This is a genomic window from Pseudomonas sp. GV047 (assembly GCF_003058245.1).
Taxonomy (GTDB): Bacteria; Pseudomonadota; Gammaproteobacteria; order Pseudomonadales; family Pseudomonadaceae; genus Aquipseudomonas; species Aquipseudomonas marginalis.
Map to the genome: position 1 here is coordinate 210,192 of NZ_QCWA01000006.1, position 21,417 is coordinate 231,608.

A 21,417-nucleotide genomic window follows, 5' to 3' on the forward strand; every position below is an offset into this window, starting at 1 on the left:
CCGCTGCTGGGCGGATCAGCAGCGGCAGGCGCGCACGATACAGTAAGTGCCGCGCCGGATTACAGCAGACTTATCGGGTAACTGACGATCAACCGGTTTTCATCGAACTCGTTGTTGCTGTAGTCGCGGCGCATGCTCGAATTGCGCCAGCGCACCGTGAGGTTCTTCACCACGCCGCTTTGCACGGTATAACCCAATTCGCTTTCGCGACCCCATTCCTTGCCATCGGTGACGGTGCCGGTGTGCACGTTGCTGCCGCTGATATAGCGGTTCATCAGGGTCAGGCCCGGTACGCCGAGGGCGGCGAAGTTGTAGTCGTGGCGCACCTGCCAGGATTTTTCCTCGGCGTTGTCGTAACTCGAGTTGTAGCTGTCGTTGGCCAGGGTGCCGCCGCTGGTGCCGTTGACGCGCATCCACGCGCTGTTGCCGGTGAGTTTTTGCAGGCCGACGTAGAAGGTGTTGCCGCCATACTTGGCCGAGAACAGGCCGGACCAGGTCTTGTTGTCCAGGTCGCCGGCGCGGGCGCTGCCGTTGTCCTTGCCGTAGAAGAACCCGAGGTTGGCGCCCAGGGTCCAGTCGCCCAGGGGCTGGCTGTGGATCAGGTTGACGAACTGCTGGCTGTAGATGTCCTTGAGCTGGGCGTTCCACACGCCGACCTGGGTGCGTTTGTCGTTGAAGGCGTACTCGCCGCCCTGGAAGTTGAAGCGGTCCGAGGTGAACGCGGTTTTGCCGACCATCGACATGTCCGACATGCTGCTGTCGTCGCGCGGGCTGTTGGCGCGGAACTGGCCGCCGTACAGGGTCAGGCCGTCGATTTCCTTCGAGGTGATCTGCCCGCCGCGCAGGGTTTGCGGCAGGGAGCGGCCATCGTCGGCACGCAGGATCGGCAGCACCGGCATCCATTCGCCGACCTTCACTTCGGTCTTGGAAATACGCGCCTTGAACGCCACGCCGAGACGCCCGAATTCATCCGCAGGGCGGCCATCGTGGTCCAGCGGCAGCAATTGGGTGCCACCGGTACCGCGCCCGCCATCGAGCTTCAACGAGTACAGCCCCAGCACATCCACACCGAAACCGACGGTGCCTTGGGTAAAGCCGGACTTGGCGTCGAGGATGAAACTCTGTGTCCACTCCTGCGCGCCACCCTGGGTTTTGGTGGGGTTGGTGAAATTGCGGTTGAAGAAGAAATTACGCAGGTTGAGGTTGGCGCTGGCGTCCTCCAGAAAACCGTGTTCTTCGGCGACGACGGGCAGGGCAAGACTGGCGATAGCGGTGGCCAGCAGGAGCCGGCGCGGGTGAAAAGTGCTCATGGTGGTGGACCTGTTGTTATTGGGTTTATGCAGGTGGCGGCCATGGTGCGGGGCGGTGCGGGGGCGGTTCAATCGGGGCAGGGCGGGTTGTGGGCGATGATCGAACGCAAGTTGCCGGGCGCTGAGGCCCGGCATTGGCGGGTTATCGTTTGGGCAGGTCGAAGTGGGTCCAGGGCACCGCCGGCAAATAATGCTGGGCGGCAATGATCAGCGCCACCATCACCACCAGGAACACCCCTTGCAGAGGGCTCCAGAAGGCCCAGTGCAGGCCGTTCAACCAGGGGTAGCCTTCGGCGAACTTCTGGCTCATATGACCGATGCGTTTTTTGTGCAGCAGGTTGATCAGCAGCGCGCCGGCATAGGTCACCGCACCCAGTACACCAAGCATCAAACCGCAGGCCACCAGCATGATCGCCTGCGGTACGCCGTGGCGAATCACCAGCCAGTAGTCGTTGGGGTTGATTCGCTTGGGGATCAGGTACTGGCTCAGCCACACATCCAGCACCCGATAGGTTGAACTCATCCCGGCCCACATTTGGGTGACGCGAAAGCCAACGGCCGCCGGCACGAACGCCATCAGCATGAAAATGACCAGCGACATCCCGTCCATTCTGTCTGGCTTATCGTGGGCGATGCTCAGGCCAAGCCCCAGGGCGAAGACGGCCCATAGCCGGATAAACACCTGGGTGTAGATCGGCCGGGGCACGAATTTGCGCCAAAAGAACAGGTCTGTTTGAGGCAGGCGCTCGACCAGTTGCGGATAGCGCCAGGTCAGTGTTTGCGCCAGGTGCTGGCAGGCGTTCCACTCGTTCTCGCCAAATCCATCGATCAGGCGTTTGTGTTGCGTGGCGGACATCGGCATCAGCAGCAGGCGTGCGGCCAGGGCATCGGCTGATGTGCGCCGCGTGTCCTGGGCCTTGTCCTGCAGGTTGGCGTAGAAGCTTTCCTGTTCGCAACGGGACACCAGTTCGCGCCACATCCACGCCGGTTCCGGGTAGACGCCTTTCTGGTCGTCCCAGCCGAATGCCTGGCACACCCGCTCGAACAGCGGCACGCTCCACTGGGTGTCATGCAGCAGGTGCAGGACGATGCGCTGCCACTGCTGTTGCAGGTCGAACACCCGCAGCCAGGGTTGGTCGTTGTACTGCGTGAGCTGGGTGATGAACTCGCGCTCGGCCTTTTGCTCCAGCAGTTCCTGCAGGGTGCGGCGGTAGTCTTGCAGCAGCTCGCCGGTCAGTGCTTCGTATTGCCAGGACGTCATCGCCACCTGCTGCCAGGGGGTCAGCCATTCCAGGTGTTGCGCGGCCCAAGCGGCGATGGCGCTGCGTTCGCCCGGTGCTTCGAAACAATGGCGCAACAGGCCGGCCTGGAACGCCTCGGTGCAGCCCTGTTGCCGAGCCTGGGCCCAGCGTTCATCGAGGTTACCCGCGGTCAGGCCGTCGAGCAGGGTCTGGGCCGGGTCCGGAGTGGGTGCGTCGAAGGGCGCCGGGCTGACGGGGCTGATGTCCAGCAGTTCGGCCAGGTCATTCAGGTTGGTGTAGACCGCTTCGGCCACGGGCGCCTGGACGGGTTCTGCCTCTTCGTTATCCGCTCGCCAGCGTGCTTCATTCAGCGCGTGTTCATAGGCCTCGCGCAGGCGCTGGAAGCCTTGGGCGTCGTCGTCCGGGCGGCAGCCTTTGAGCAAGCGCGCATAGCTGCGCTTGATGCTGCGCTCGTCGGCGTCCTCCGGCAGTTGCAGTACGGTCCAGCAATCCATCGGTGTGCCCTCAGCGCCAGAACCCGTTGTCGAGTTGCTCAAGTTGACGGCTCAGTTCGCTGCGCGCTTCGCGGATGCGGCGTTCGTCCTGGGTGTCGAGTACCTGCTGGAACTGCGCCGCCCAATGCCCGAGCTGTTCGCGCAGCTCGCCGAGGTTTTCCTGGTACAGCCGTTCGAGGCGGGCGACGAGCACCGTATTGACCTGCTGGTCGCGGGGGTGGACCTTCAATTGCGCCAGGGCTTGCAGGCGTTGCTGGATCTCCTGCGGGTTGAGCACGCCGGGGTTGTTCTCGATCACCAGCGAATGCTGCTCGCCGGTCAGCGGGATATTCACCTGGGCTTCCAGCAGGCCGTTGTTGTCGTAGGTGAAACGCACGTCCAGGGAGACTTCACCGGCCTTGCGCTTGGGCACCGGAATATCCAGTTGGCCCAGCTCGATGTTGTCTTTGACCAGGCGGCTTTCGCCCTGGTAGATCTTCAGCAGTACGTGGCTCTGGTCATCGTGCAGGGTGACCACGCTTTTGACCCGGCTGACCGGCACGCTGCTGTTGCGTTCGATCAACGGCAGGTAATGGCCGCTTTCGATATGGCCGCCGTACTGGTTGGAGGTTTCGATGCCCAGGGTGTAGGGGCAGACATCGGTCAGCACCACTTCTTCGAGGGCGGCGGAACGGGCCTTGAGGGCGGCCTGGATCGCCGCACCATGGGCGACCACCTGGTCGGGGTCGAGGCTGATGGAAGGGAAGCGCCCGAACAGGCCGGCGGCGAGTTTGCGCACCAGCGGCATGCGCGTGGTGCCGCCCACCAGCAGGATTTCATCCAGGTCGCCGACCCGAATCCGCGCATCGCGCAGGGCACGTTCGATCGGCGCGCGCAGGCGTTCCAGCAGCGGCGTGTAGAGCTTGGCCAGTTCCTGTTGGGTGATGGTTTTTGTCCATTGCTGGCCGTCGACGCGCAGGGCGAACTCGGCGCTGTCGTCCTGGCCCAAGGCTTTGCGTACGCGCTCGGCTTCGCGGCGCAGGGCTTGCAGCACCGTGCTGGTGGGCGGGAAACCCGTGGCGTTGCGTTGGCTGTCGACAAAGTGTTCGAGCAACAGGGTGTCGAAGTCTTCGCCGCCGAGAAAGTTGTCGCCGGCGCTGGCGCGTACTTCCATCACCCCGTCGAACAGCTCGATGATCGACACGTCGAAGGTGCCGCCGCCAAGGTCGAAGACCAGGAACGAGGTTTCTTTATCACGCTGGTGCAGGCCGTAGGCCAAGGCCGCGGCGGTCGGTTCGTTGATCAGTTTCTCAACGCTGAGCCCGGCCAGTTCACCGGCGATGCGCGTGGCCTTGCGTTGGCCGTCGCTGAAATAGGCGGGCACGCTGATCACCGCGTCGGTAACGGTTTGGCCGTAGGTGCGCTCGATGTCTTCCTTGAGGCTCTTGAGCACCAGCGCCGAGAGTTCTTCGGGGCGGAACGAGCGGTCGCCCAGGCGCACTTCAGTGGCGCTGCCCATGTAGCGCTTGAACAGCGAAGTCGTCAGGTGCGGGTGGGTGTGCAGGCGCTCCTTGGCGGCCTGGCCCACCAGGACACGGCCTTGGTCATCCAGCCCGACCACGCTGGGGGTCAGCAACTGGCCCAGGGCATTGGGCACCATTTCGGCGGCATCGCCGCGCCAGACGGCTGCGAGACTGTTAGTGGTCCCCAGGTCGATTCCTACGATCATTACGACAAGCTCCCTCTGTGGTCTGTAAGAATCTGTGACAGATTTTAACCTGAAAGGTTGAGCGCAAAGCAAGGCGGGAGCGCTTTGTGACGAGCGGGGCAAGCCCGCTCGCCACAAAGCGCTTGGCCAACCTGTCAGCCTTATGTTTAACCGCTTCTGCGTCTACTGTCAGGGTTGACAGTAGATGGCCCGTTTTTGAACGCCTATGTTCAAGGCGGTGGCAGTATTTTTCTGGTGCTCAAGGGAGAAGTGCTCATGAGCTTTGGAACAGACATAGGTGAGTTGTTAACGTCGTCGAATACGTTCAACGCGGACCTGATCTTTGGGAGTAACAAGAAGATCCCGATTACATTCGACACATTCGAGTTGATCTATATCGAGGGTGCTCAGTTTTCCATTTGTTTAGGGTTTGAAGACAATCCCGGTTCGAAAAATGAACTGACCCTTAAGGCTGAAGGGCTGAAAGCAGGCCAGACCTATCCGATCCGGCCGGAGGACCCTGGAGTCAGGGCGGCTTTTGCCTTGGGAAACCGCATCGAGTATTTCCCGGACGAATATTCGGGGTCCCTGACGGTTGACCTTCTTGAATACAAGGACGGCCGTATAGCGCTGAGCATGCAGTTTTCCATCTACTTCAAGCCAGATGGCAAGGGCGATATGGAAGTTCTCTGCCATGCCCTTCAAATCACCTGCGCGTTAGCAAACCACGGCGCAACGGGTAAGTTTGTACCCAAGCACCGAGTGCAAGCGAAGGTTCCAGTTCTTTGTGAGATCAACGCCAGTGTCAATGGCAGTTATGACCCCATCGACCTGGGTAATGTATTTTTCGTGATCTACTCAGACTCGAGTTATTTTATTCAGTGCTTGCCCCGTGATGGAGGTGATCGTGCGGTCCTCGAGTTCGCAGGGAGAGAGCTGAAAACCTTTACTGATTACCCGATCACAGGGCCTGGGGGGCCGCCAAATAGTGTTGATACGCTTTTTATTATGCGGCCTGAATTCTCATACGGGTTTTCTGATCCGACGGGTACATTCCGCGTAAGGCGCACTGATCATCCAGACGAAGGGTTCTGGTTTATCGGTGAGTTTAATTTCTCAATCACTGCTCGTGGCTCGGACGGTCAAAACATCCAGTATGATATTTCGAGTTCTGTGTTCCAGGTTCAAGTCAGTGAATTGAGAACTTAACCTTGGCACCCAGCCTGTAAAATATCGCGGGCCATAAAAAACCGCCTCCTGATAAGGGAGGCGGTTTTTGTTTATTGCGGCGCTATCAGAACAACTTCAACGCCGGTGCTTCTTCTTTCAACGGCTCGTTCTTCGCGGTCTGCTCGTTCCAGCCACCACCGAGGGCCTTGTACAGGTTGACCTCGCTGGTCAGCTGCGCCAGGCGGTCGGTGATCAGCGATTGCTGGGCACTGAACAGTTGGCGCTGGGCATCGAGGAAGGTCAGGTTGCTGTCGACACCGATGCGGTAGCGACGCTCGGCCAGGCGGTAGTAATCCTGGTTGGCCGCGACGAAGCCACGCTGGGCCTCCAGCTGCTGCTTGTAGGTCTCACGCGCGGCGAGGCCGTCGGAGACTTCCTGGAAGCCGGTCTGGATCGCCTTCTCGTAGTTCGCCACGTTGATCTCTTTCTGGATCTTCGAATAGTCCAGGCTGGCGCGCAGGCTGCCGGCGTTGAAGATCGGGATGTTGATCTGCGGGGCGAACGACCAGGTACCCGAACCGCCTTTGAACAGACCGCCCAGGGTAGGGCTGGCGGTACCGGCGCTGGCGGTCAGGCTGATGCTCGGGAAGAACGCTGCACGGGCCGCACCGATGTTGGCGTTGGCGGCCTTGAGGTTGTACTCGGCCTGCACGATGTCGGGACGACGTTGCAGCAGGTCGGAGGGCAAGCCGGCCGGTACGTCGCTGAGCAGGTCATCCGACAGCGGCTTGCTGGCGATATTCGTCGGCAGGCCGGTGCCCAGCAGCAGGGTCAGGTTGTTTTCGTCCTGGGCCACCTGGCGGGTGTAGCGTGCCAGCGCTACGCGGGCATTTTCCACCGAGGTGCGCGCCTGGCTGAGGTCGAGGGCCGACGCCACACCGACTTCATTGCTGCGTGATGTCAGTTTGAAGCTCTGCTCGTACGCGCCGAGGGTGTCCTGGGTCAGCTTGAGCAGTTCCTTGTCGGCCTGCCAGGTCAGGTAGGCATTCGCCACGCTGGCCACCAGGCTGATCTGGGTGCTGCGCCGTGCTTCTTCAGTGGCGAAGTACTTTTGCAGCGCTTCTTCACTCAGGCTGCGCACACGACCGAACAGGTCCAGCTCATAAGAACTGATCCCGAGGCCGGCCGAGTACTGGCTGGTGATGGTCGATTCGCCGGTCTGCGACAGCTTGGCCGGGGTGCGCGAACGGCTGCCGCTGCCCGTGGCCGATATGGCCGGGAACAGGTCGGCACGCTGGATCTGGTACTGCGCCGCATACGCGTCGATGTTCAGGGCCGCGACACGCAGGTCACGGTTGTTCACCAGCGCGGTCTGGATCAGCTGTTGCAGGGCAGGGTCATGGAAAAACTGCTTCCAGCCCTGCTCGGCAGCGGCCTGGCCCGGCGCCTGGGCCGACGAATACGCCGGCCCCTGTGGGAACTGAGCTGCCACCGGCGCTTCAGGGCGCTGGTAGTCAGGGATCAGCGAGCAGCCACTGAGCACGAATGCGGTGACGGCTAAGGAAAGTAGCGACTTGCTCATTGGCCAGCCTCTTGAGGAGTTTGCTTAGGTTCAGTCTTGTTACGTTCGCCCATGGCGGACACGCTCGCGAAGAACAGGGGGACCCAGAAGATCGCCAGCACCGTGGCCGTGATCATACCGCCAATGACACCGGTACCGATTGCGTGCTGGCTGCCTGAGCCGGCACCCGAGGAGATCGCCAGCGGCAACACGCCGAGGACGAACGCCATGGAGGTCATGATGATCGGCCGCAGGCGCATCCGCGAGGCCTCGATGGCCGCCTCGACGATGCCTTTGCCTTGCTCGTGGAGTTCCTTGGCGAACTCCACGATCAGGATGGCGTTCTTCGCCGCCAGGCCCACCGTCACCAGCAAGCCCACCTGGAAGAACACGTCGTTGGACAAGCCGCGCATGCTGGTGGCGATCAACGCACCCACCACGCCCAGTGGAACCACCAGGATCACTGCGATCGGGATCGACCAGCTTTCGTACAGCGCCGCGAGGCACAGGAACACCACCAGCAGCGACAGCGCATACAGTGCCGGCGCCTGGGAGCCGGATAGGCGTTCTTCATACGACAGGCCCGTCCAGGCGTAGCCCACGCCCGCCGGCAGTTGCTTGGCGATGCGTTCGACTTCGGCCATGGCGTCACCGGTACTGTAGCCCGGTGCCGGGGTACCGAGGATTTCCATCGCCGCTACACCGTTATAACGCGAGAGCTTCGGCGAGCCGTAGATCCACTTGCCCGAGGCGATGGCCGACAACGGCACCATCTTCCCGGAGTCGCTGCGCACGTACCATTTGTTCAGGTCTTCCGGGGACATCCGGCTGGCGGCTTCACCTTGCACGTAAACCTTCTTCACCCGACCACGGTCGATGAAGTCGTTGACGTAGCTGCCACCCAAGGCAATCGCCAGGGTCTGGTTGATGTTGGACAGCGTGATGCCCTGGGCACTGGCCTTCTCGTCGTCGACGGTGAGCTCGTATTGCGGCTCATCGTTCACGCCGTTGGGGCGCACACCGGCCAGGATCTTGCTCTGGGCAGCCATGCCCAGGAACTGGTTACGCGCCGCCATCAGCTTTTCATGGCCGACACCGCCCTGGTCTTGCAGGAACACGTCGAAACCGGTGGCGTTACCGAGTTCCAGTACAGACGGCGGCACAATGGCAAACACCATGGCGTCCTGGAAGGTCTGCATGAAGTAACCCTGGGCACGCTTGGCAATCTCGAACACCGAGGTGGACGAGTCGCGCTCATCCCACGGCTTGAGCATCACGAAGGCCAGGCCCGAACTCTGGCCACGACCGGCGAAGTTGAAACCGTTCACGGTAAACACCGATTTCACGCCTTTGCCTTCGCCCGGCTCGCCTTCCTTGTCATTGAGCAGGTAGGCGCGCATGTCGTCGATGACTTTTTGCGTGCGTTCAGCCGACGAACCTACCGGGGTCTGCACCTGGGCAAAGATCACGCCCTGGTCTTCATCGGGCAGGAACGCAGCCGGGATGCGCATGAACAGCCAGATCATGCCGGCGATGATCAGGGCGTACACCAGGAAGGCCGGGATCTTGTGCTTGATCATGTTACCCACGCCGCGCTCGTAGCTCAGTACGCCACGGTCGAAGGTGCGGTTGAACCAGCCGAAGAAACCACGCTTGGGTTGGCCGTGTTTTTCCGGGTCGATCGGCTTGAGCATGGTGGCGCACAGGGCCGGGGTGAAGATCAGGGCAACCAGTACCGACAACGCCATGGCCGAAACGATGGTGATGGAGAACTGTTTGTAGATCACACCGGTGGAGCCGCCGAAGAACGCCATCGGCAACAGTACCGCCGACAGTACCAGGGCGATACCCACCAGGGCGCCCTGGATCTGGCCCATGGACTTGACCGTCGCCTCTTTCGGCGACAGGTGCTCCTCGGCCATTACCCGCTCGACGTTTTCCACCACGACGATGGCGTCGTCCACCAGCAGGCCGATGGCGAGGATCATGCCGAACATGGTCAATGTGTTGATGGTGAAACCGAACGCCGCGAGGATCCCGAAGGTACCCAGCAATACCACCGGTACGGTCATGGTGGTGATGATGGTGGCGCGGAAGTTCTGCAGGAACAGGAACATCACCAGGAACACCAGCACGATCGCTTCGATCAGGGTGTGCACTACACCGGAGATCGATTCGGTCACGACCGGGGTGGTGTCATACGGCACCACCGCCTTCATGCCAGGCGGGAAGAACGGTTCCAGGGACGCCACGGTGGCACGGATGGCCTTGGCGGTGTCCAGGGCGTTGGCGCCCGACGCGAGCTTGATCGCCATACCGGAAGCCGGGTTGCCGTTGAACTGCGCGCTGATGCTGTAGTTCTGGCCGCCGAGTTCGATACGCGCCACGTCACGCAGGCGAACCTGGGAACCGTCGGCATTGACCTTCATGAGGATATTGCCGAACTGCTCAGCCGTCTGCAGGCGGGTCTTGCCGATGATGGTGGCGTTCAGCTGGTTGCCGGGCAGGGCAGGCAGGCCGCCCAATTGACCGGTGGCCACCTGGACGTTCTGTGCCGAGATGGCCGTGCTGACATCCACCGGCGTGAGCTGGAAGTTGTTCAGCTTGGCCGGGTCCAGCCAGATACGCATGGCGTACTGCGAACCGAACACCTGGAAGTCACCCACACCTGCGGTCCGGGAAATCGGGTCCTGGATGTTGGAAACGATGTAGTTGGACAAGTCATCCTTGGTCATGCTGCCGTCTTCCGACACCAGGCCGATCACCATCAGGAAGTTCTTCACCGACTTGGTTACGCGGATACCCTGTTGCTGCACTTCCTGCGGCAGCAATGGGGTCGCCAGGTTCAGCTTGTTCTGCACCTGCACCTGGGCGATGTCCGGGTTGGTACCCTGGTTGAACGTCGCGGTGATGGTCATGCTGCCGTCGGAGTTACTGTCCGAGGCCACATAACGCAGGTTGTCGATACCGTTGAGCTGTTGCTCGATGACCTGCACCACGGTGTCCTGCACGGTTTGTGCGGACGCGCCTGGGTAGGTTACCTGGATGTCGATGGCGGTTGGCGCGATGGCCGGGTATTGGTTGATGGGCAACTTCAGGATCGACAGTGCCCCGACCAGCATGATCACCAGGGCAATTACCCAGGCGAAAATGGGACGGTCGATAAAAAATTTCGACATGGATTACTCCCCCTGGCCAGGCGCGGCAGCAGGAGCAGCGGCGGAACCGGCGGGCTTGGCGTTGTCAGCCTCCTTGACCTTGACCTCCACACCCGGCTTGACGTACTGCAGGCCTTCGGTGATCACGCGGTCACCGGCGTTCAGGCCTTTCTCCACCAGCCAATAGGCGCCGGCGGTGCGGTTGGCCACCAGTACACGCTGCTCGACCTTGTTGTCGGCGTTGACCACCAGCGCTGTCGGGATGCCCTTGAGGTCGCGGGTCACGCCTTGCTGCGGCGCGAGGATCGCCTTGCTGTTCACGCCGGCTTGCAGCTGGGCGTGGACGAACATGCCCGGCAGCAGGGTGTGGTCAGGGTTGGGGAACACGGCGCGCAGGGTCACGGAGCCGGTGGTCTGATCGACCGAGACTTCGGAGAATTCCAGTTTGCCGTCATGACCGTAGTCGCTGCCGTCTTCCAGGGTCAGCTTGACCTTGGCGGCGTTGGCGCCGGCTTTTTCCAGTTGGCCGCTTTCCAGGTCGCGGCGCAGTTTCAGCATTTCAGCCGAAGACTGCGTGACGTCGACGTAGATCGGGTCCAGTTGCTGGATTACCGCCATGGCATCGGTCTGGCCATTGCTGACCAGCGCGCCTTCGGTCACCGAAGAACGACCGATACGCCCGGAGATCGGCGCGAACACCTTGGTGTAGCGCACGTTGATCTGGGCGGTTTGCACGTTTGCTTCCGCAGTCATGCGGTTGGCCACGGCGGTGTCGTATTCCTGGCGGCTGACGGCTTGCTCATCGACCAACTGCTTGTAGCGGTCGGAGATGGACTTGGTCTGGGTCAGGCTGGCTTGTGCGCTTTTCAGCGTGGCTTCATAGACCGACGGATCGATCTGATAGAGCTGCTGGCCTTCCTTCACATCCGCGCCTTCCTTGAACAGGCGCTTGAGGATGATGCCGTTGACCTGTGGGCGAACTTCCGCGATGCGGTAGGCGGTGGTGCGGCCTGGCAGCTCGGACGTCAGGGTATAGGCTTGCGGTTGAATGGTGACCACGCCGACCTGAGGGACTTGAGCGGGCGGAGCCGCTTCTTCCTTTTTACATCCGCTGAGCAGCGATGCCAGGGCGACGGCAGTGACCAGAGCGGTAACAGCTGGCTTAAGTTGCATGAAGATCCTCGGGTCAGGCGCGCAGGGTGCGCACAAGAAGTGTGGAAGGGTAAAAAACACGCTGTGAGTAGATAAGTAGCTTGCTACGCAATATACTTACGTTCATGGTTGTTTGTAAACTCTTGACAGGCTGCGCGGATTGTTGACAAAGCAAGCCAAAAGCCTCGATTCCACTACGTTCGGCGCCCATGACGGTGTCGTCCCACAAATATTCGGATGATCGTTAACGTCTATTAACACTGCGTTGGCGATAGTCTTATGTGTCCTGATTGAGGTTGTACTGCCATGGTTCGTCGCACTAAAGAGGAAGCTCAGGAAACGCGCAGCCAAATTCTCGAAGCCGCCGAGCAAGCCTTTTATGAACGCGGCGTTGCACGGACTACGCTGGCGGATATCGCTGCGCTGGCCGGTGTCACGCGGGGCGCCATTTATTGGCACTTCAGTAATAAATCCGATCTGTTGCAGGCCCTGCTGGACACGCTGCATGAGCCACTGGACGAATTGGCCAGGGCCAGTGAAAGCGAGGACGAAGTCGATCCGTTGGGGTGCATGCGCAAGCTGCTGATTCATTTGTTTCATCAGGTGGCCCTGGACCCGAAAACCCGGCGCATCAATGAGATTTTGTTTCATAAGTGCGAATTCACCGATGAAATGTGCGACATGCGCCGTCAGCGCCAGACCCACAGCCTGGAATGCAACCTGCGCATCGGCCTGACACTGCGTAACGCGGTCCATCGCGGGCAACTTCCGGAAAACCTCGACACCACCCGTGGCGCAGTGTGCATCCATGCCTACATCAACGGGCTGATTGGCCAGTGGCTGCTGGTACCCGACAGCTTCCAGCTACATCAGGAGGCCGAACGCTGGGTGGATGCAGGGCTCGATATGCTGCGCCTGAGCCCCAGCCTGCGCAATTGAGACAAAATGCGTAATTGCATCAGGTTGTGTCAACAGTAAAGCCTAAGGACCGTCAATCGTCCTTCTGCCTGATAGGTGGGGTGACTTTATATACGGGCTGGCGGGCGGTTGATACATAGCCGCCTAAGTATTTTGTAGGGATTTTGTTGCAAGGCTGTTAAGGAGTGTTTCCCAGGGCAACAATGTGGGAGGGGGCTTGCCCCCGATGGCAGTGGTTCAGTCAACACATACAGTGACTGAGGCACCGCCATCGGGGGCAAGCCCCCTCCCACATTTGGTTTCGCGTGTCGGGTGATTACAGTGGCAGCGTCGGGTAATCGATGTAGCCCACCGGGCCCTGGCCGTAGAAGGTTTCCGGATGCGCTTCGTTCAACGGCGCATCGGCTTTCAGGCGTGCTGGCAGGTCCGGGTTGGCAATGAACGGCACACCCCAGGCCACGGCGTCCGCTTTGCCTTCGGCCAGCCAGGCATTGGCACTGTCCTTGGTGAAACGTTCGTTGGCGATGTACACGCCGCCAAAGGCTTTTTTCAACTGAGGACCGAGGCTGTCCGCACCTGCCTTTTCACGGGAGCAGATGAAGGCGATACCACGCTTGCCCAGCTCGCTGGCGACGTAGGTGAAGGTCTCCTTCAGGTTGTCGTCGCCCATGTCGTGGGCATCGGCGCGCGGTGCCAAATGCACACCCACACGGCCAGGGCCCCAGACCTCGATGGCCGCATCGGTCACTTCCAACAGCAGGCGTGCACGGTTTTCCAGGGACCCACCATAGTTATCGGTGCGCTTATTGGTGCTGCTTTGCAGGAACTGGTCGAGCAGGTAGCCGTTGGCGCCGTGGATCTCCACGCCATCAAAGCCTGCGGCCTTGGCGTTCTCGGCGCCGGTGCGGTAAGCGTCGACGATGTCGGCGATTTCAGCGGTTTCCAGAGCACGCGGCGTTGGGTAGTCGGCCAATGGGCGCACCAGGCTGACGTGACCTTTAGCCTGGATCGCGCTCGGCGCCACCGGGGTTTCGCCGTTCAGGTAGGACGCGTGGGAAATGCGGCCGACGTGCCACAGTTGCAGGAAGATCTTGCCCCCTGCGCCATGCACGGCCTTGGTGATATTGGCCCAGCCGCGCACCTGGTCGTTGGACCAGATGCCCGGCGTGTCCGGGTAGCCCACGCCCAGCGGTGTCACCGAAGTGGCTTCGCTGAGGATCAGCCCGGCGGAAGCACGTTGCACGTAGTACTCGGCCATCAGCGCGTTGGGTACGCGGCCGGCATCGGCGCGGCAGCGGGTCAGCGGCGCCATGATGATGCGGTTCGACAGCTCCAGGTCGCCCAGTTTGATCGGATCGAAAATAGTCGTCATGGGAAAACACCCTTCTCTTTGAAGTTGATCAGTGGGTCGCAGGGGCCAGGTCGGCATCGCCGCCCTGACGGAAAGTAATCAGGGTCACCAGCAGCGCCAGGATCGCCAGGGCCGCTGCCGCCAGAGGCACGCTGCTCAGGCCGAAACCGTGGGCAATCACGCTGCCGCCCACCCAGGCGCCGAGGGCATTGCCGATGTTGAAGGCGCCGATGTTCAGGGTGGACACCAGGTTCGGTGCGGCCTTGCCGAAGGTCACCACGTTGATCTGCAGCGCAGGTACGGCGGCAAATGAAGCGGTGGCCCAGAGGAACAGGGTGATCTCGGTCGGGATCACGGCGACGCTGGTCCAGGTCAGCGCGGTGGACACCACCGCCATACTGATAAACACGCCGATCAGGGTGGCTGCCAGGCGTTTGTCCGCCAGCTTGCCGCCGATGATATTGCCCACGGTGAGGCCCAGGCCGATCAGCAGCAGGGTCCAGGTCACGCCTTTGGGCGACACGCCGGTGACATCGCCGAGCAGCGGCGCAACATAGGTGAAGAGGGTGAACATGGATGCGGCGAACAGCGCGGTCATGCTCAGCGACAACCAGATGCCGGCACCCTTGAGGGCGGCCAGTTCGGCGCGCATGTCGAGTTTTTCTTCGTCACGCTTGGCCGGCAGGAAGCGGATCAGGCCGATCAACGCCACTACGCCAATCACCGTCACTGCCCAGAAGGTCGAGCGCCAGCCGGCTTCCTGGCCCAGCGCGGTGCCCAGTGGCACACCAAGCACGTTGGCCAGGGTCAAGCCGGTGAACATCAGGGCCACGGCCGAAGCGCGCTTGTTGGCCGGCACCAGGTTGGCGGCGACCACCGAACCGATGCCGAAGAACGCACCGTGGCATAGCGCGGTGATCACACGGGCAACCATCAGCACGTTGTAGTCACTGGCCAGGGCGCAGAGCAGGTTGCCGATAATGAAGATGCCCATCAACGCTACCAGGGCCGCCTTGCGGGGCAACCTGGCGGTGGCCAGTGCCATAAATGGCGCACCGATGGCCACGCCCAGGGCATAGCCGGTGACCAGCCAGCCGGCGCCGGGAATCGACACGCCGAGGTCCGCCGCCACATCGGGCAGCAGGCCCATGATCACGAACTCGGTAGTGCCGATGGCGAAGGCGCTCAGGGCCAGGATGAGTAGCGAGAGGGGCATTATCGTTTCCTTGTTACAACGTCGCGCTGATTTCAGCGCTGAGTTCAGTGGTAAGCGCCGCGAGGAAGGCTTGGATCACTTCCTCATTGCGCTTGAAAAAGTGCCACTGCCCGGCCTTCTGGCTGCTGATCAATCCCGCCCGTTGCAAGGTGGCCAGGTGGGCCGACACGGTCGACTGGGACAAGCCGCAGCGCTGGTCGATCTGCCCGGCACAGATGCCGTATTCGTGGTTGTGCACTTGCTCGGGGAACTGCACTTTCGGGTCTTTCAGCCAGGTGAGGATGTCTCGTCGTACTGGGTGCGCCAGGGCTTTTATTATTTCGTCGAGGTCGATGGACATGGCAGGTGCTCGGTGTCGTAAAGCGTTATATCGCGATGAGGCGAACTTTAAATCGTTATATCCCGATATACCAATATGAATTTGCTCTGAGCTCAGGCTGAATCGGTATATCGGGTTATAACGATACGTTGGCGCCAGTGCTAGACTGCGCGGCATGAATTATCTCGCACATCTGCACCTGGGCGGCCAACTTCCTGCGCAACTGCTGGGCAGCCTGTACGGCGACTTTGTCAAAGGCCGCCTGCAGGGCCAGTTCAGCCCGCCAATCGAAGCGGCGATCCAGTTGCATCGCTCGATCGACCGCTTCACCGACAGCCACCCGTTGGTGGGCAAGGCGTTGTCGCGCTTCAGCCTGACCCGGCGGCGCTATGCCGGGATTGTCCTTGATGTGTTCTTCGATCACTGCCTGGCGCGGGATTGGGCGCTGTACGCCGACCAGCCCCTGGAGTACTTCACCTCGCAGGTGTACCGCGTGCTGGCGGCCGAACCGCAGTTGCCGGGGCGTCTGGCGCAGATAGCGCCGTATATGGCGGCGGATGACTGGTTGGGGTCGTACCGCGAGTTTGCGGTGATGGAGCCGGTGTTGCGCGGGATTTCGCGGCGGCTCACACAACCCCAGGAATTAGGGTTTGCGATGCAGGAATTGCGTGAGTTGTATGAGCCGTTGAGTGAAGACTTCCGGATCTTCTACCCCGAACTGCAAGCCTTCGCGCATAACCACCTGACAACACAAAGCTAAATGTGGGAGGGGGCAAGCCCCCCCTCCCACATTTGGAGCAGTGTCTAGCTCATATCACGCGGCAAAGGCTGGTCGCGCCGCTACTTGTTCAGTCTCCGGCATCGGCCCAAACAACGCCTTCTGCACCGCCTGCTGCGCCTGGAACGCCAGTGCCGCACGTTCCTGTCCGGCGCAGGCAATCGGTTTGAGCACGTGGATTTCCACATCGCCCTGGTCATTGCCGAACAGGCGCATCAGGTGCGAGAGCAAATCGTCATCGCCAATGAACGGTGCCAGCGGGTCGACCTGCCCATTGCGCAGATAACGGATGGCCACCGGTTGCAGCGACACATCCGCGTCAATCGCACTGGCCAGCAAGCGCCCGTGGAAGGTGCGCAGGCTGCGGCCGTCGGTGGTGGTGCCTTCGGGGAACATCAGCAGCGGGTGCTGTTGTTCCAGGTGGCGGGTCATCTGCTTGCGGATCAACTGGCTGTCGCCCGAACCGCGACGGATAAACAAGCTACCGGCCTTGGCCGCCAACCAGCCGGCCACCGGCCAGGTGCGCACTTCGGCCTTGGACAAAAACGACATCGGCGCCACTGCGCCCAGCAACGGAATATCGGTCCAGGACACGTGGTTGCTCACCCACAGCATGGGCTGGGTCGGCAACTCACCGTGCACTGTCACGCGAAAGGGCAGGGCGTTGGTCAGCCGCGCCATGAAGAACCGCGACCAGCGTTGGCGCCGCACCATCGAGTTGGCCACGCCCAAGCGTTCGAACACGCCAAACACACTGGCCATGCTCAAGCCCAGCGCCACTACCACCAGCACCCGGGCGATGCGCCCGTACACGCGCAGGCGGCTCATCACATGGCCGCCTTGAAGTGGCGCGCATAGCGCGGGCATAGCTCATCGCGCTTAAGCAGGATGAACACATCGGCGACCTGGAAATCTTCATCCCAGCACGGTTCGCCGCAGATCTTCGCACCCAGGCGCATATAGGCCTTGAGCAGTGGCGGCATCTCGGCGATCACGTTGGTCGGCAGGTCCAGCGCCGGCAGCGGTTTTTTCGGTTCGGCGCGCAGGTGTTCGTTGCACAGGTAACGTTCGCGCAGGCGCTGCATGATCGCGTGGGCCTGGATGCCACCGTCGTGCATCGGGATGCTCGCGCAGCCCATCAGGTAGCTGTAGCCGCCCTGGTTGAGCACTTCGGCCAACTCGCCCCACAACACGGCGATGGTGCCGCCGTTGCGGTAGGCCGGGTCGACGCAGGTGCGGCCGATTTCCAGGATCGGGCCCTGCAGATGCAGCAGGCCATGCAGGCTGAATTCTTCTTCGCTGTAGAACCGGCCCAGGGTGCTGGCGGCCTGGTGGTCGAGCAAACGGGTGGTGGCGACGAGTCGACCGCTGTTCAAGTCCCGCACGCCGATGTGGCTGCAGTGAACATCATAGTCATCCATGTCCAGGCCGTGTTCCGCGCCTTTGAGCTTGGCGTTGAACTCGCCGCTGAAGACGTTGAAACGCAGGGCCTGGGCTTCCTGCAAAGCCTTGGCGCCAACCAGGCGTTCGGCTTGCAGACGGCGTTCATTGCCGGTGTCGCTGATGCGGGCGATCTGAGTCATGGCGAATCTCCGAGTGCCAGCCACGTTTCGGCCGGTCGACTTTGTTGTCCAAAGTCAGGCTATGTAGCCCCGGTGTCATCTCCATGAAGTTATGGTGACGCTTGGATGACAGGGCCTCTGTAGCAAATCTGTCATTGCCCTCGGCTAGGCTCGCGGGCTTGAATGCTCCCTTGAGTGTGTGTCCATGGTCAGAGGCCTGCTGTGCGTTTCCCTGCTGTTCGTCACCGTTACCGCCTGCGCTGAAACCTGGCCCGACAAGGACTGGGCCAAGGGCACGCCGCTCGCAGGACCCGCCGTCGAAGCCCTTGACGCCTATGCATTCCCGCCCCGTGACGACACTGCCCGCCAAGGCATTCGCACCGACGCGCTGCTGGTGATCCGCGACGGTGTGGTCATCTATGAACGCTACGCCGCACCGACCACGGCCAGCACGCCACACCTGACCTGGTCCATCAGCAAAAGCCTGATGGCCACGGTGCTCGGCGTGGCCTACGGCGAAAACCGTTTCAAACTGACCGACCCTGCGGCACGCTTTTACCCGCCGATGAAACAACACCCCAAGGTGACCATGGCCGACCTGCTGCACTGGGCCTCGGGCCTGGACTGGCAGGAAGAGTATGAATACGCGCCGCTGAAGTCCTCGGTGGTGGCGATGCTTTACACCCGTGGTCGCGCCGATATGGCTGAGTTCGCCGCCAGCACTGAGTCCTTCAGCGCACCGGGCCAGGCCTTTCGTTATTCCAGCGGCGACAGCAATATCCTGTCCGCCGCGCTCAAGGGCATGCTCGGCCACAAGGCGTACATGAGTTACCCCTGGGACGCGCTGTTCAAGCCGCTGGGCATTCATAACGCCACCTGGGAAACCGATGCCGACGAAACCTTTGTCGCCTCGTCCTATGCGTTCCTCACCGCGCGTGACCTGGCGCGTGTCGGCCTGCTGATGGCCCGCGACGGGCGCTGGGGGGATCAACAATTGCTGCCCAGGGACTGGGTGGCGTTCAACCGCCAACCCTTCGACAAATACACCGCCGGCCAGGACGAAGCCGTCCCCGGTGGCCAATGGTGGCTCAACCAAGGCGCCCCGAGGCCCTGGCCCGACGCCCCCGCCGACACCTTCGCCGCCCTCGGTCATTGGGGCCAGGCGCTGTACGTGATGCCCGACGAACACCTGGTGATCGTGCGCTATGGCGATGATCGCGACGGCAGCTACCGCCACAACGAACTGCTCAAGCGCGTGCTTGCGGCGGTGCAACCATGATGCGTCGTCGGCCGTTTACCAGCCTTTTTCTGGTGCTGTTGCTCGCCCTGTCAGGCTGGGTTTGGCACGAGCGCGTCAACCTGCAAGCCTTCCCCGATATCATCGCGGCGTATACCGCCAAGGAGTACTGCTCGTGCCGCTATGTGGCGAACAATCCAGCCGACTATTGCCGCGGTTATGTGAAGCAGTACGTGCCCACCAGTGGGTTCAGCGATAACCCGGAACGCAGTGAAGTGACGGCGAGTGGCTTGGGGCGTACGCACAGCGCGCGGTGGTTGGGGGATCGACAGGGCTGTCGTCTGAATCCCTGACACAGCGCAAGTCACCCCCCACATTGGATTTGCGCCGTTCGTGACATTGCGCTTAAGGTTCGTGCAGGTTTTTCGCCCCACGAGTCCTTAATGTTCAACGCGTCTGTTATCAAACCCCTGGCCTTCGCCCTGCTGGCCGCTGCCGCGGTGCCCGCCCATGCCGACTGGTACCTGGACAACGAGTCCTCGCGCCTGTCGTTCGTCACCACCAAAAACACCGAGATTGCTGAAGTCCATCGCTTCCTGGTGCTGCACGGCAAGGTCGACGGCAAGGGCGCGGCGCAATTGGAAGTAGAGCTGGAGTCGGTCAACAGCGGCATCCCGCTGCGCGACGAGCGCATGCGCAACCAGCTGTTCGAGATCAAGACTTTCCCCGAGGCGCTGATCAGCGCACAGATCAATCTGCAACCCATCAATGACCTGGCGCCTGGCGCGCAACTGGAACTGCGCTTGCCCTTGAGCGTCACCCTGCATGGCAAGACCCAGACCTACAGCGCCGAGTTGTTGGCCACGCGCCTGGATGACCGACGCTTCCAGGTGGTGACCCTGGAACCGGTGGTGTTGCGTGCGGAGGATTTCGACCTGGCGCCGGGGGTGGCAGCGTTGCGCAAGGCGGCAGGGCTTAAGTCGATCAGTTTGTCGGTGCCGGTGGGTGCGGTGCTGATCTTTACGGCGCGCTGACATGAGCGGCGCAGTGTTCCCGTGGCGCAGCGCCAACCGTTTCGAGTTGTTGATCGACGGCCCGCAATTTTTTCCGCAGATGCTGGTGGGCATTGCCCGGGCCGAGCGGCAAGTGGAGTTGGAATTGTATCTGGTGGAGGCTGGCGCCTGCGCCGAAGCGATGGTGCAGGCGCTGGTGCTGGCCGCCGAGCGCGGCGTGCGGGTGCGCTGCCTGTTTGATGACTACGGCAGCCTGGCGTTTACCCTGGGGCTGCGTAAGCGCCTGACCGACGCCGGTGTGGAGCTGCGTTTCTACAATCGCCTGAGCTGGCGCCGCTGGATGCGCAACCTGTATCGCGACCACCGCAAGCTGTTGCTGATCGACCAGGAAACTGCCGTGGTCGGCGGCACGGGCGTCACCGATGAGTTCTGGATGCCGGGGCAAGACACCGCCGAGTGGCATGAGGTGATGGTGCAGGTCCACGGCCCGCTGGTGCTGGACTGGCAGGCGCTGTTCGAACGGCAATGGCACGCCAATGTCGCGCGCCGGGCGTGGAAGCCCGCCACCCATTTCGGTTTGCCGCGTTTGCCCAAGGTGCCGGCGACGGGGCCAGGCCTGGGCCGAGTGGCCTATGCAGACGCCCGACAGCACCGCGATATCCTGCAATCGCTGATCCGCGCGCTGAACAGCAGCCAGCAACGTATCTGGTTCGCCACGCCGTATTTCCTGCCCACCTGGGGCGTGCGCCGCGCACTGCGTCGGGCCGCAGGGCGTGGGGTGGATGTGCGTTTGCTGCTCACCGGCCCGCGCACCGACCACCCCTCCGTGCGCTACGCCGGGCACCGTTATTACCCGCGCTTGCTGCGTGCAGGCGTGCAGATCTTTGAATACCAGCCGTGCTTTTTGCACCTGAAGATGGCGCTGGTGGACGATTGGGTGAGTATCGGCTCGTGCAACTTCGATCACTGGAATCTGCGCTTCAACCTGGAAGCCAACCTGGAAGCGTTGGACCCCGGGCTGACGCAGGCGGTGGCGGCGAGCTTTACCGCGGATTTTGCCCAGAGCCTGGTGGTCAGCCTGGAAGCGTGGAAGGCGCGGCCGTTGTGGCGGCGGGTGAAGCAGCGGGTGTGGGGGTGGATTGATCGGTTGGTGGTGAACCTGCTGGATCGACGCGGCTAGCAAGAACACTGAGGTCAAATGTGGGAGGGGGCTTGCTCCCACATTTTTT

Annotated in this window: 18 protein-coding genes; 7 read left to right on the forward strand and 11 right to left on the reverse strand. The window is 61.7% G+C overall.

The genetic code is table 11. The features are described from left to right. Positions 1–59: 59 nt before the first annotated feature. From C8K58_RS17230 to C8K58_RS17245, 3 genes are all read right to left on the reverse strand, one after another. Positions 60–1,310, reverse strand: coding sequence for an OprD family porin (locus C8K58_RS17230; protein WP_108573971.1), 1,251 nt, complete (start codon positions 1,308–1,310; stop codon positions 60–62). Positions 1,311–1,452: 142 nt separating this feature from the next. After that, positions 1,453–3,066, reverse strand: a complete 1,614-nt coding sequence (locus tag C8K58_RS17240) for a J domain-containing protein (RefSeq protein WP_098480241.1) — start codon at positions 3,064–3,066, stop codon at positions 1,453–1,455. Between the two features lie 10 nt (positions 3,067–3,076). After that, complete coding sequence (locus C8K58_RS17245) at positions 3,077–4,774, reverse strand: molecular chaperone HscC (RefSeq protein WP_108573972.1); 1,698 nt, start codon at positions 4,772–4,774, stop codon at positions 3,077–3,079. Positions 4,775–4,969: 195 nt separating this feature from the next. Between C8K58_RS17245 and C8K58_RS17250 the strand changes: the two genes are divergently transcribed. After that, complete coding sequence (locus C8K58_RS17250; RefSeq protein WP_133822128.1) at positions 4,970–5,962, forward strand: hypothetical protein; 993 nt, start codon at positions 4,970–4,972, stop codon at positions 5,960–5,962. Positions 5,963–6,047: 85 nt separating this feature from the next. Here C8K58_RS17250 and adeC read toward each other — a convergent pair whose 3' ends face one another. From adeC to C8K58_RS17265, 3 genes are read right to left on the reverse strand one after another with little or no spacing between them, the layout of a single operon-like run. Next, positions 6,048–7,505: an AdeC/AdeK/OprM family multidrug efflux complex outer membrane factor gene (gene adeC, locus C8K58_RS17255; RefSeq protein ID WP_108573974.1), complete on the reverse strand. Its 1,458-nt coding sequence runs from the start codon at positions 7,503–7,505 to the stop codon at positions 6,048–6,050. Further along, complete coding sequence (locus tag C8K58_RS17260) at positions 7,502–10,663, reverse strand: efflux RND transporter permease subunit (protein WP_027604393.1); 3,162 nt, start codon at positions 10,661–10,663, stop codon at positions 7,502–7,504. The genes adeC and C8K58_RS17260 overlap by 4 nt, the downstream gene beginning before the upstream one ends. Positions 10,664–10,666: 3 nt before the next feature. Then, entirely contained in the window at positions 10,667–11,815 is a 1,149-nt protein-coding gene (locus C8K58_RS17265) for an efflux RND transporter periplasmic adaptor subunit (protein ID WP_027604392.1), read from the reverse strand. Positions 11,816–12,100: 285 nt separating this feature from the next. On the opposite strand from C8K58_RS17265, the gene C8K58_RS17270 reads away from it, so the two are divergent. After that, positions 12,101–12,733: a TetR family transcriptional regulator gene (locus C8K58_RS17270; RefSeq protein ID WP_027604391.1), complete on the forward strand. Its 633-nt coding sequence runs from the start codon at positions 12,101–12,103 to the stop codon at positions 12,731–12,733. Positions 12,734–13,028: 295 nt separating this feature from the next. Here C8K58_RS17270 and C8K58_RS17275 read toward each other — a convergent pair whose 3' ends face one another. The 3 genes from C8K58_RS17275 to C8K58_RS17285 are packed head-to-tail and all read right to left on the reverse strand — an operon-like array spanning position 13,029 to position 15,619. Next, positions 13,029–14,084 carry an alkene reductase gene (locus C8K58_RS17275; RefSeq protein WP_027604390.1) on the reverse strand — a complete coding sequence of 352 codons (1,056 nt, stop codon included), beginning with the start codon at positions 14,082–14,084 and terminating at the stop codon, positions 13,029–13,031. Positions 14,085–14,112: 28 nt separating this feature from the next. Continuing rightward, positions 14,113–15,279: an MFS transporter gene (locus C8K58_RS17280; protein WP_027604389.1), complete on the reverse strand. Its 1,167-nt coding sequence runs from the start codon at positions 15,277–15,279 to the stop codon at positions 14,113–14,115. Between the two features lie 13 nt (positions 15,280–15,292). Continuing rightward, positions 15,293–15,619, reverse strand: a complete 327-nt coding sequence (locus C8K58_RS17285; RefSeq protein ID WP_027604388.1) for a helix-turn-helix transcriptional regulator — start codon at positions 15,617–15,619, stop codon at positions 15,293–15,295. A 154-nt stretch (positions 15,620–15,773) separates the two neighbouring features. Between C8K58_RS17285 and C8K58_RS17290 the strand changes: the two genes are divergently transcribed. Continuing rightward, positions 15,774–16,358 carry an ACP phosphodiesterase gene (locus tag C8K58_RS17290; protein WP_108573975.1) on the forward strand — a complete coding sequence of 195 codons (585 nt, stop codon included), beginning with the start codon at positions 15,774–15,776 and terminating at the stop codon, positions 16,356–16,358. A gap of 54 nt (positions 16,359–16,412) precedes the next feature. Here C8K58_RS17290 and C8K58_RS17295 read toward each other — a convergent pair whose 3' ends face one another. Further along, complete coding sequence (locus C8K58_RS17295) at positions 16,413–17,204, reverse strand: lysophospholipid acyltransferase family protein (RefSeq protein WP_098480239.1); 792 nt, start codon at positions 17,202–17,204, stop codon at positions 16,413–16,415. Then, entirely contained in the window at positions 17,204–17,959 is a 756-nt protein-coding gene (gene olsB / locus C8K58_RS17300; RefSeq protein ID WP_027604385.1) for an L-ornithine N(alpha)-acyltransferase, read from the reverse strand. Before olsB ends, C8K58_RS17295 begins: the two co-directional genes overlap by 1 nt. A 184-nt stretch (positions 17,960–18,143) precedes the next feature. On the opposite strand from olsB, the gene C8K58_RS17305 reads away from it, so the two are divergent. From C8K58_RS17305 to C8K58_RS17320, 4 genes are all read left to right on the forward strand, one after another. Next, complete coding sequence (locus tag C8K58_RS17305; RefSeq protein ID WP_027604384.1) at positions 18,144–19,217, forward strand: serine hydrolase; 1,074 nt, start codon at positions 18,144–18,146, stop codon at positions 19,215–19,217. Further along, positions 19,214–19,528 (forward strand): hypothetical protein, encoded by a 315-nt coding sequence (locus tag C8K58_RS17310; RefSeq protein WP_027604383.1) that lies wholly within the window; start codon positions 19,214–19,216, stop codon positions 19,526–19,528. The genes C8K58_RS17305 and C8K58_RS17310 overlap by 4 nt, the downstream gene beginning before the upstream one ends. 90 nt (positions 19,529–19,618) lie before the next feature. Continuing rightward, positions 19,619–20,209, forward strand: coding sequence for a YceI family protein (locus C8K58_RS17315; RefSeq protein WP_108573976.1), 591 nt, complete (start codon positions 19,619–19,621; stop codon positions 20,207–20,209). Position 20,210: 1 nt separating this feature from the next. After that, positions 20,211–21,368, forward strand: a complete 1,158-nt coding sequence (locus C8K58_RS17320) for a phosphatidylserine/phosphatidylglycerophosphate/cardiolipin synthase family protein (protein WP_108573977.1) — start codon at positions 20,211–20,213, stop codon at positions 21,366–21,368. Positions 21,369–21,417 lie beyond the last annotated feature (49 nt).

Coding starts and splice junctions, on each gene's coding strand:
- C8K58_RS17230 (WP_108573971.1), bottom strand. CDS start 1,310: ATGAGCACTTTTCACCCGCGCCGGCTCCTGCTGGCCACCGCTATCGCC.
- C8K58_RS17240 (WP_098480241.1), bottom strand. CDS start 3,066: ATGGATTGCTGGACCGTACTGCAACTGCCGGAGGACGCCGACGAGCGC.
- C8K58_RS17245 (WP_108573972.1), bottom strand. CDS start 4,774: ATGATCGTAGGAATCGACCTGGGGACCACTAACAGTCTCGCAGCCGTC.
- adeC (WP_108573974.1), bottom strand. CDS start 7,505: ATGAGCAAGTCGCTACTTTCCTTAGCCGTCACCGCATTCGTGCTCAGT.
- C8K58_RS17260 (WP_027604393.1), bottom strand. CDS start 10,663: ATGTCGAAATTTTTTATCGACCGTCCCATTTTCGCCTGGGTAATTGCC.
- C8K58_RS17265 (WP_027604392.1), bottom strand. CDS start 11,815: ATGCAACTTAAGCCAGCTGTTACCGCTCTGGTCACTGCCGTCGCCCTG.
- C8K58_RS17270 (WP_027604391.1), top strand. CDS start 12,101: ATGGTTCGTCGCACTAAAGAGGAAGCTCAGGAAACGCGCAGCCAAATT.
- C8K58_RS17275 (WP_027604390.1), bottom strand. CDS start 14,084: ATGACGACTATTTTCGATCCGATCAAACTGGGCGACCTGGAGCTGTCG.
- C8K58_RS17280 (WP_027604389.1), bottom strand. CDS start 15,279: ATGCCCCTCTCGCTACTCATCCTGGCCCTGAGCGCCTTCGCCATCGGC.
- C8K58_RS17285 (WP_027604388.1), bottom strand. CDS start 15,619: ATGTCCATCGACCTCGACGAAATAATAAAAGCCCTGGCGCACCCAGTA.
- C8K58_RS17290 (WP_108573975.1), top strand. CDS start 15,774: ATGAATTATCTCGCACATCTGCACCTGGGCGGCCAACTTCCTGCGCAA.
- C8K58_RS17295 (WP_098480239.1), bottom strand. CDS start 17,204: ATGAGCCGCCTGCGCGTGTACGGGCGCATCGCCCGGGTGCTGGTGGTA.
- olsB (WP_027604385.1), bottom strand. CDS start 17,959: ATGACTCAGATCGCCCGCATCAGCGACACCGGCAATGAACGCCGTCTG.
- C8K58_RS17305 (WP_027604384.1), top strand. CDS start 18,144: ATGGTCAGAGGCCTGCTGTGCGTTTCCCTGCTGTTCGTCACCGTTACC.
- C8K58_RS17310 (WP_027604383.1), top strand. CDS start 19,214: ATGATGCGTCGTCGGCCGTTTACCAGCCTTTTTCTGGTGCTGTTGCTC.
- C8K58_RS17315 (WP_108573976.1), top strand. CDS start 19,619: ATGTTCAACGCGTCTGTTATCAAACCCCTGGCCTTCGCCCTGCTGGCC.
- C8K58_RS17320 (WP_108573977.1), top strand. CDS start 20,211: ATGAGCGGCGCAGTGTTCCCGTGGCGCAGCGCCAACCGTTTCGAGTTG.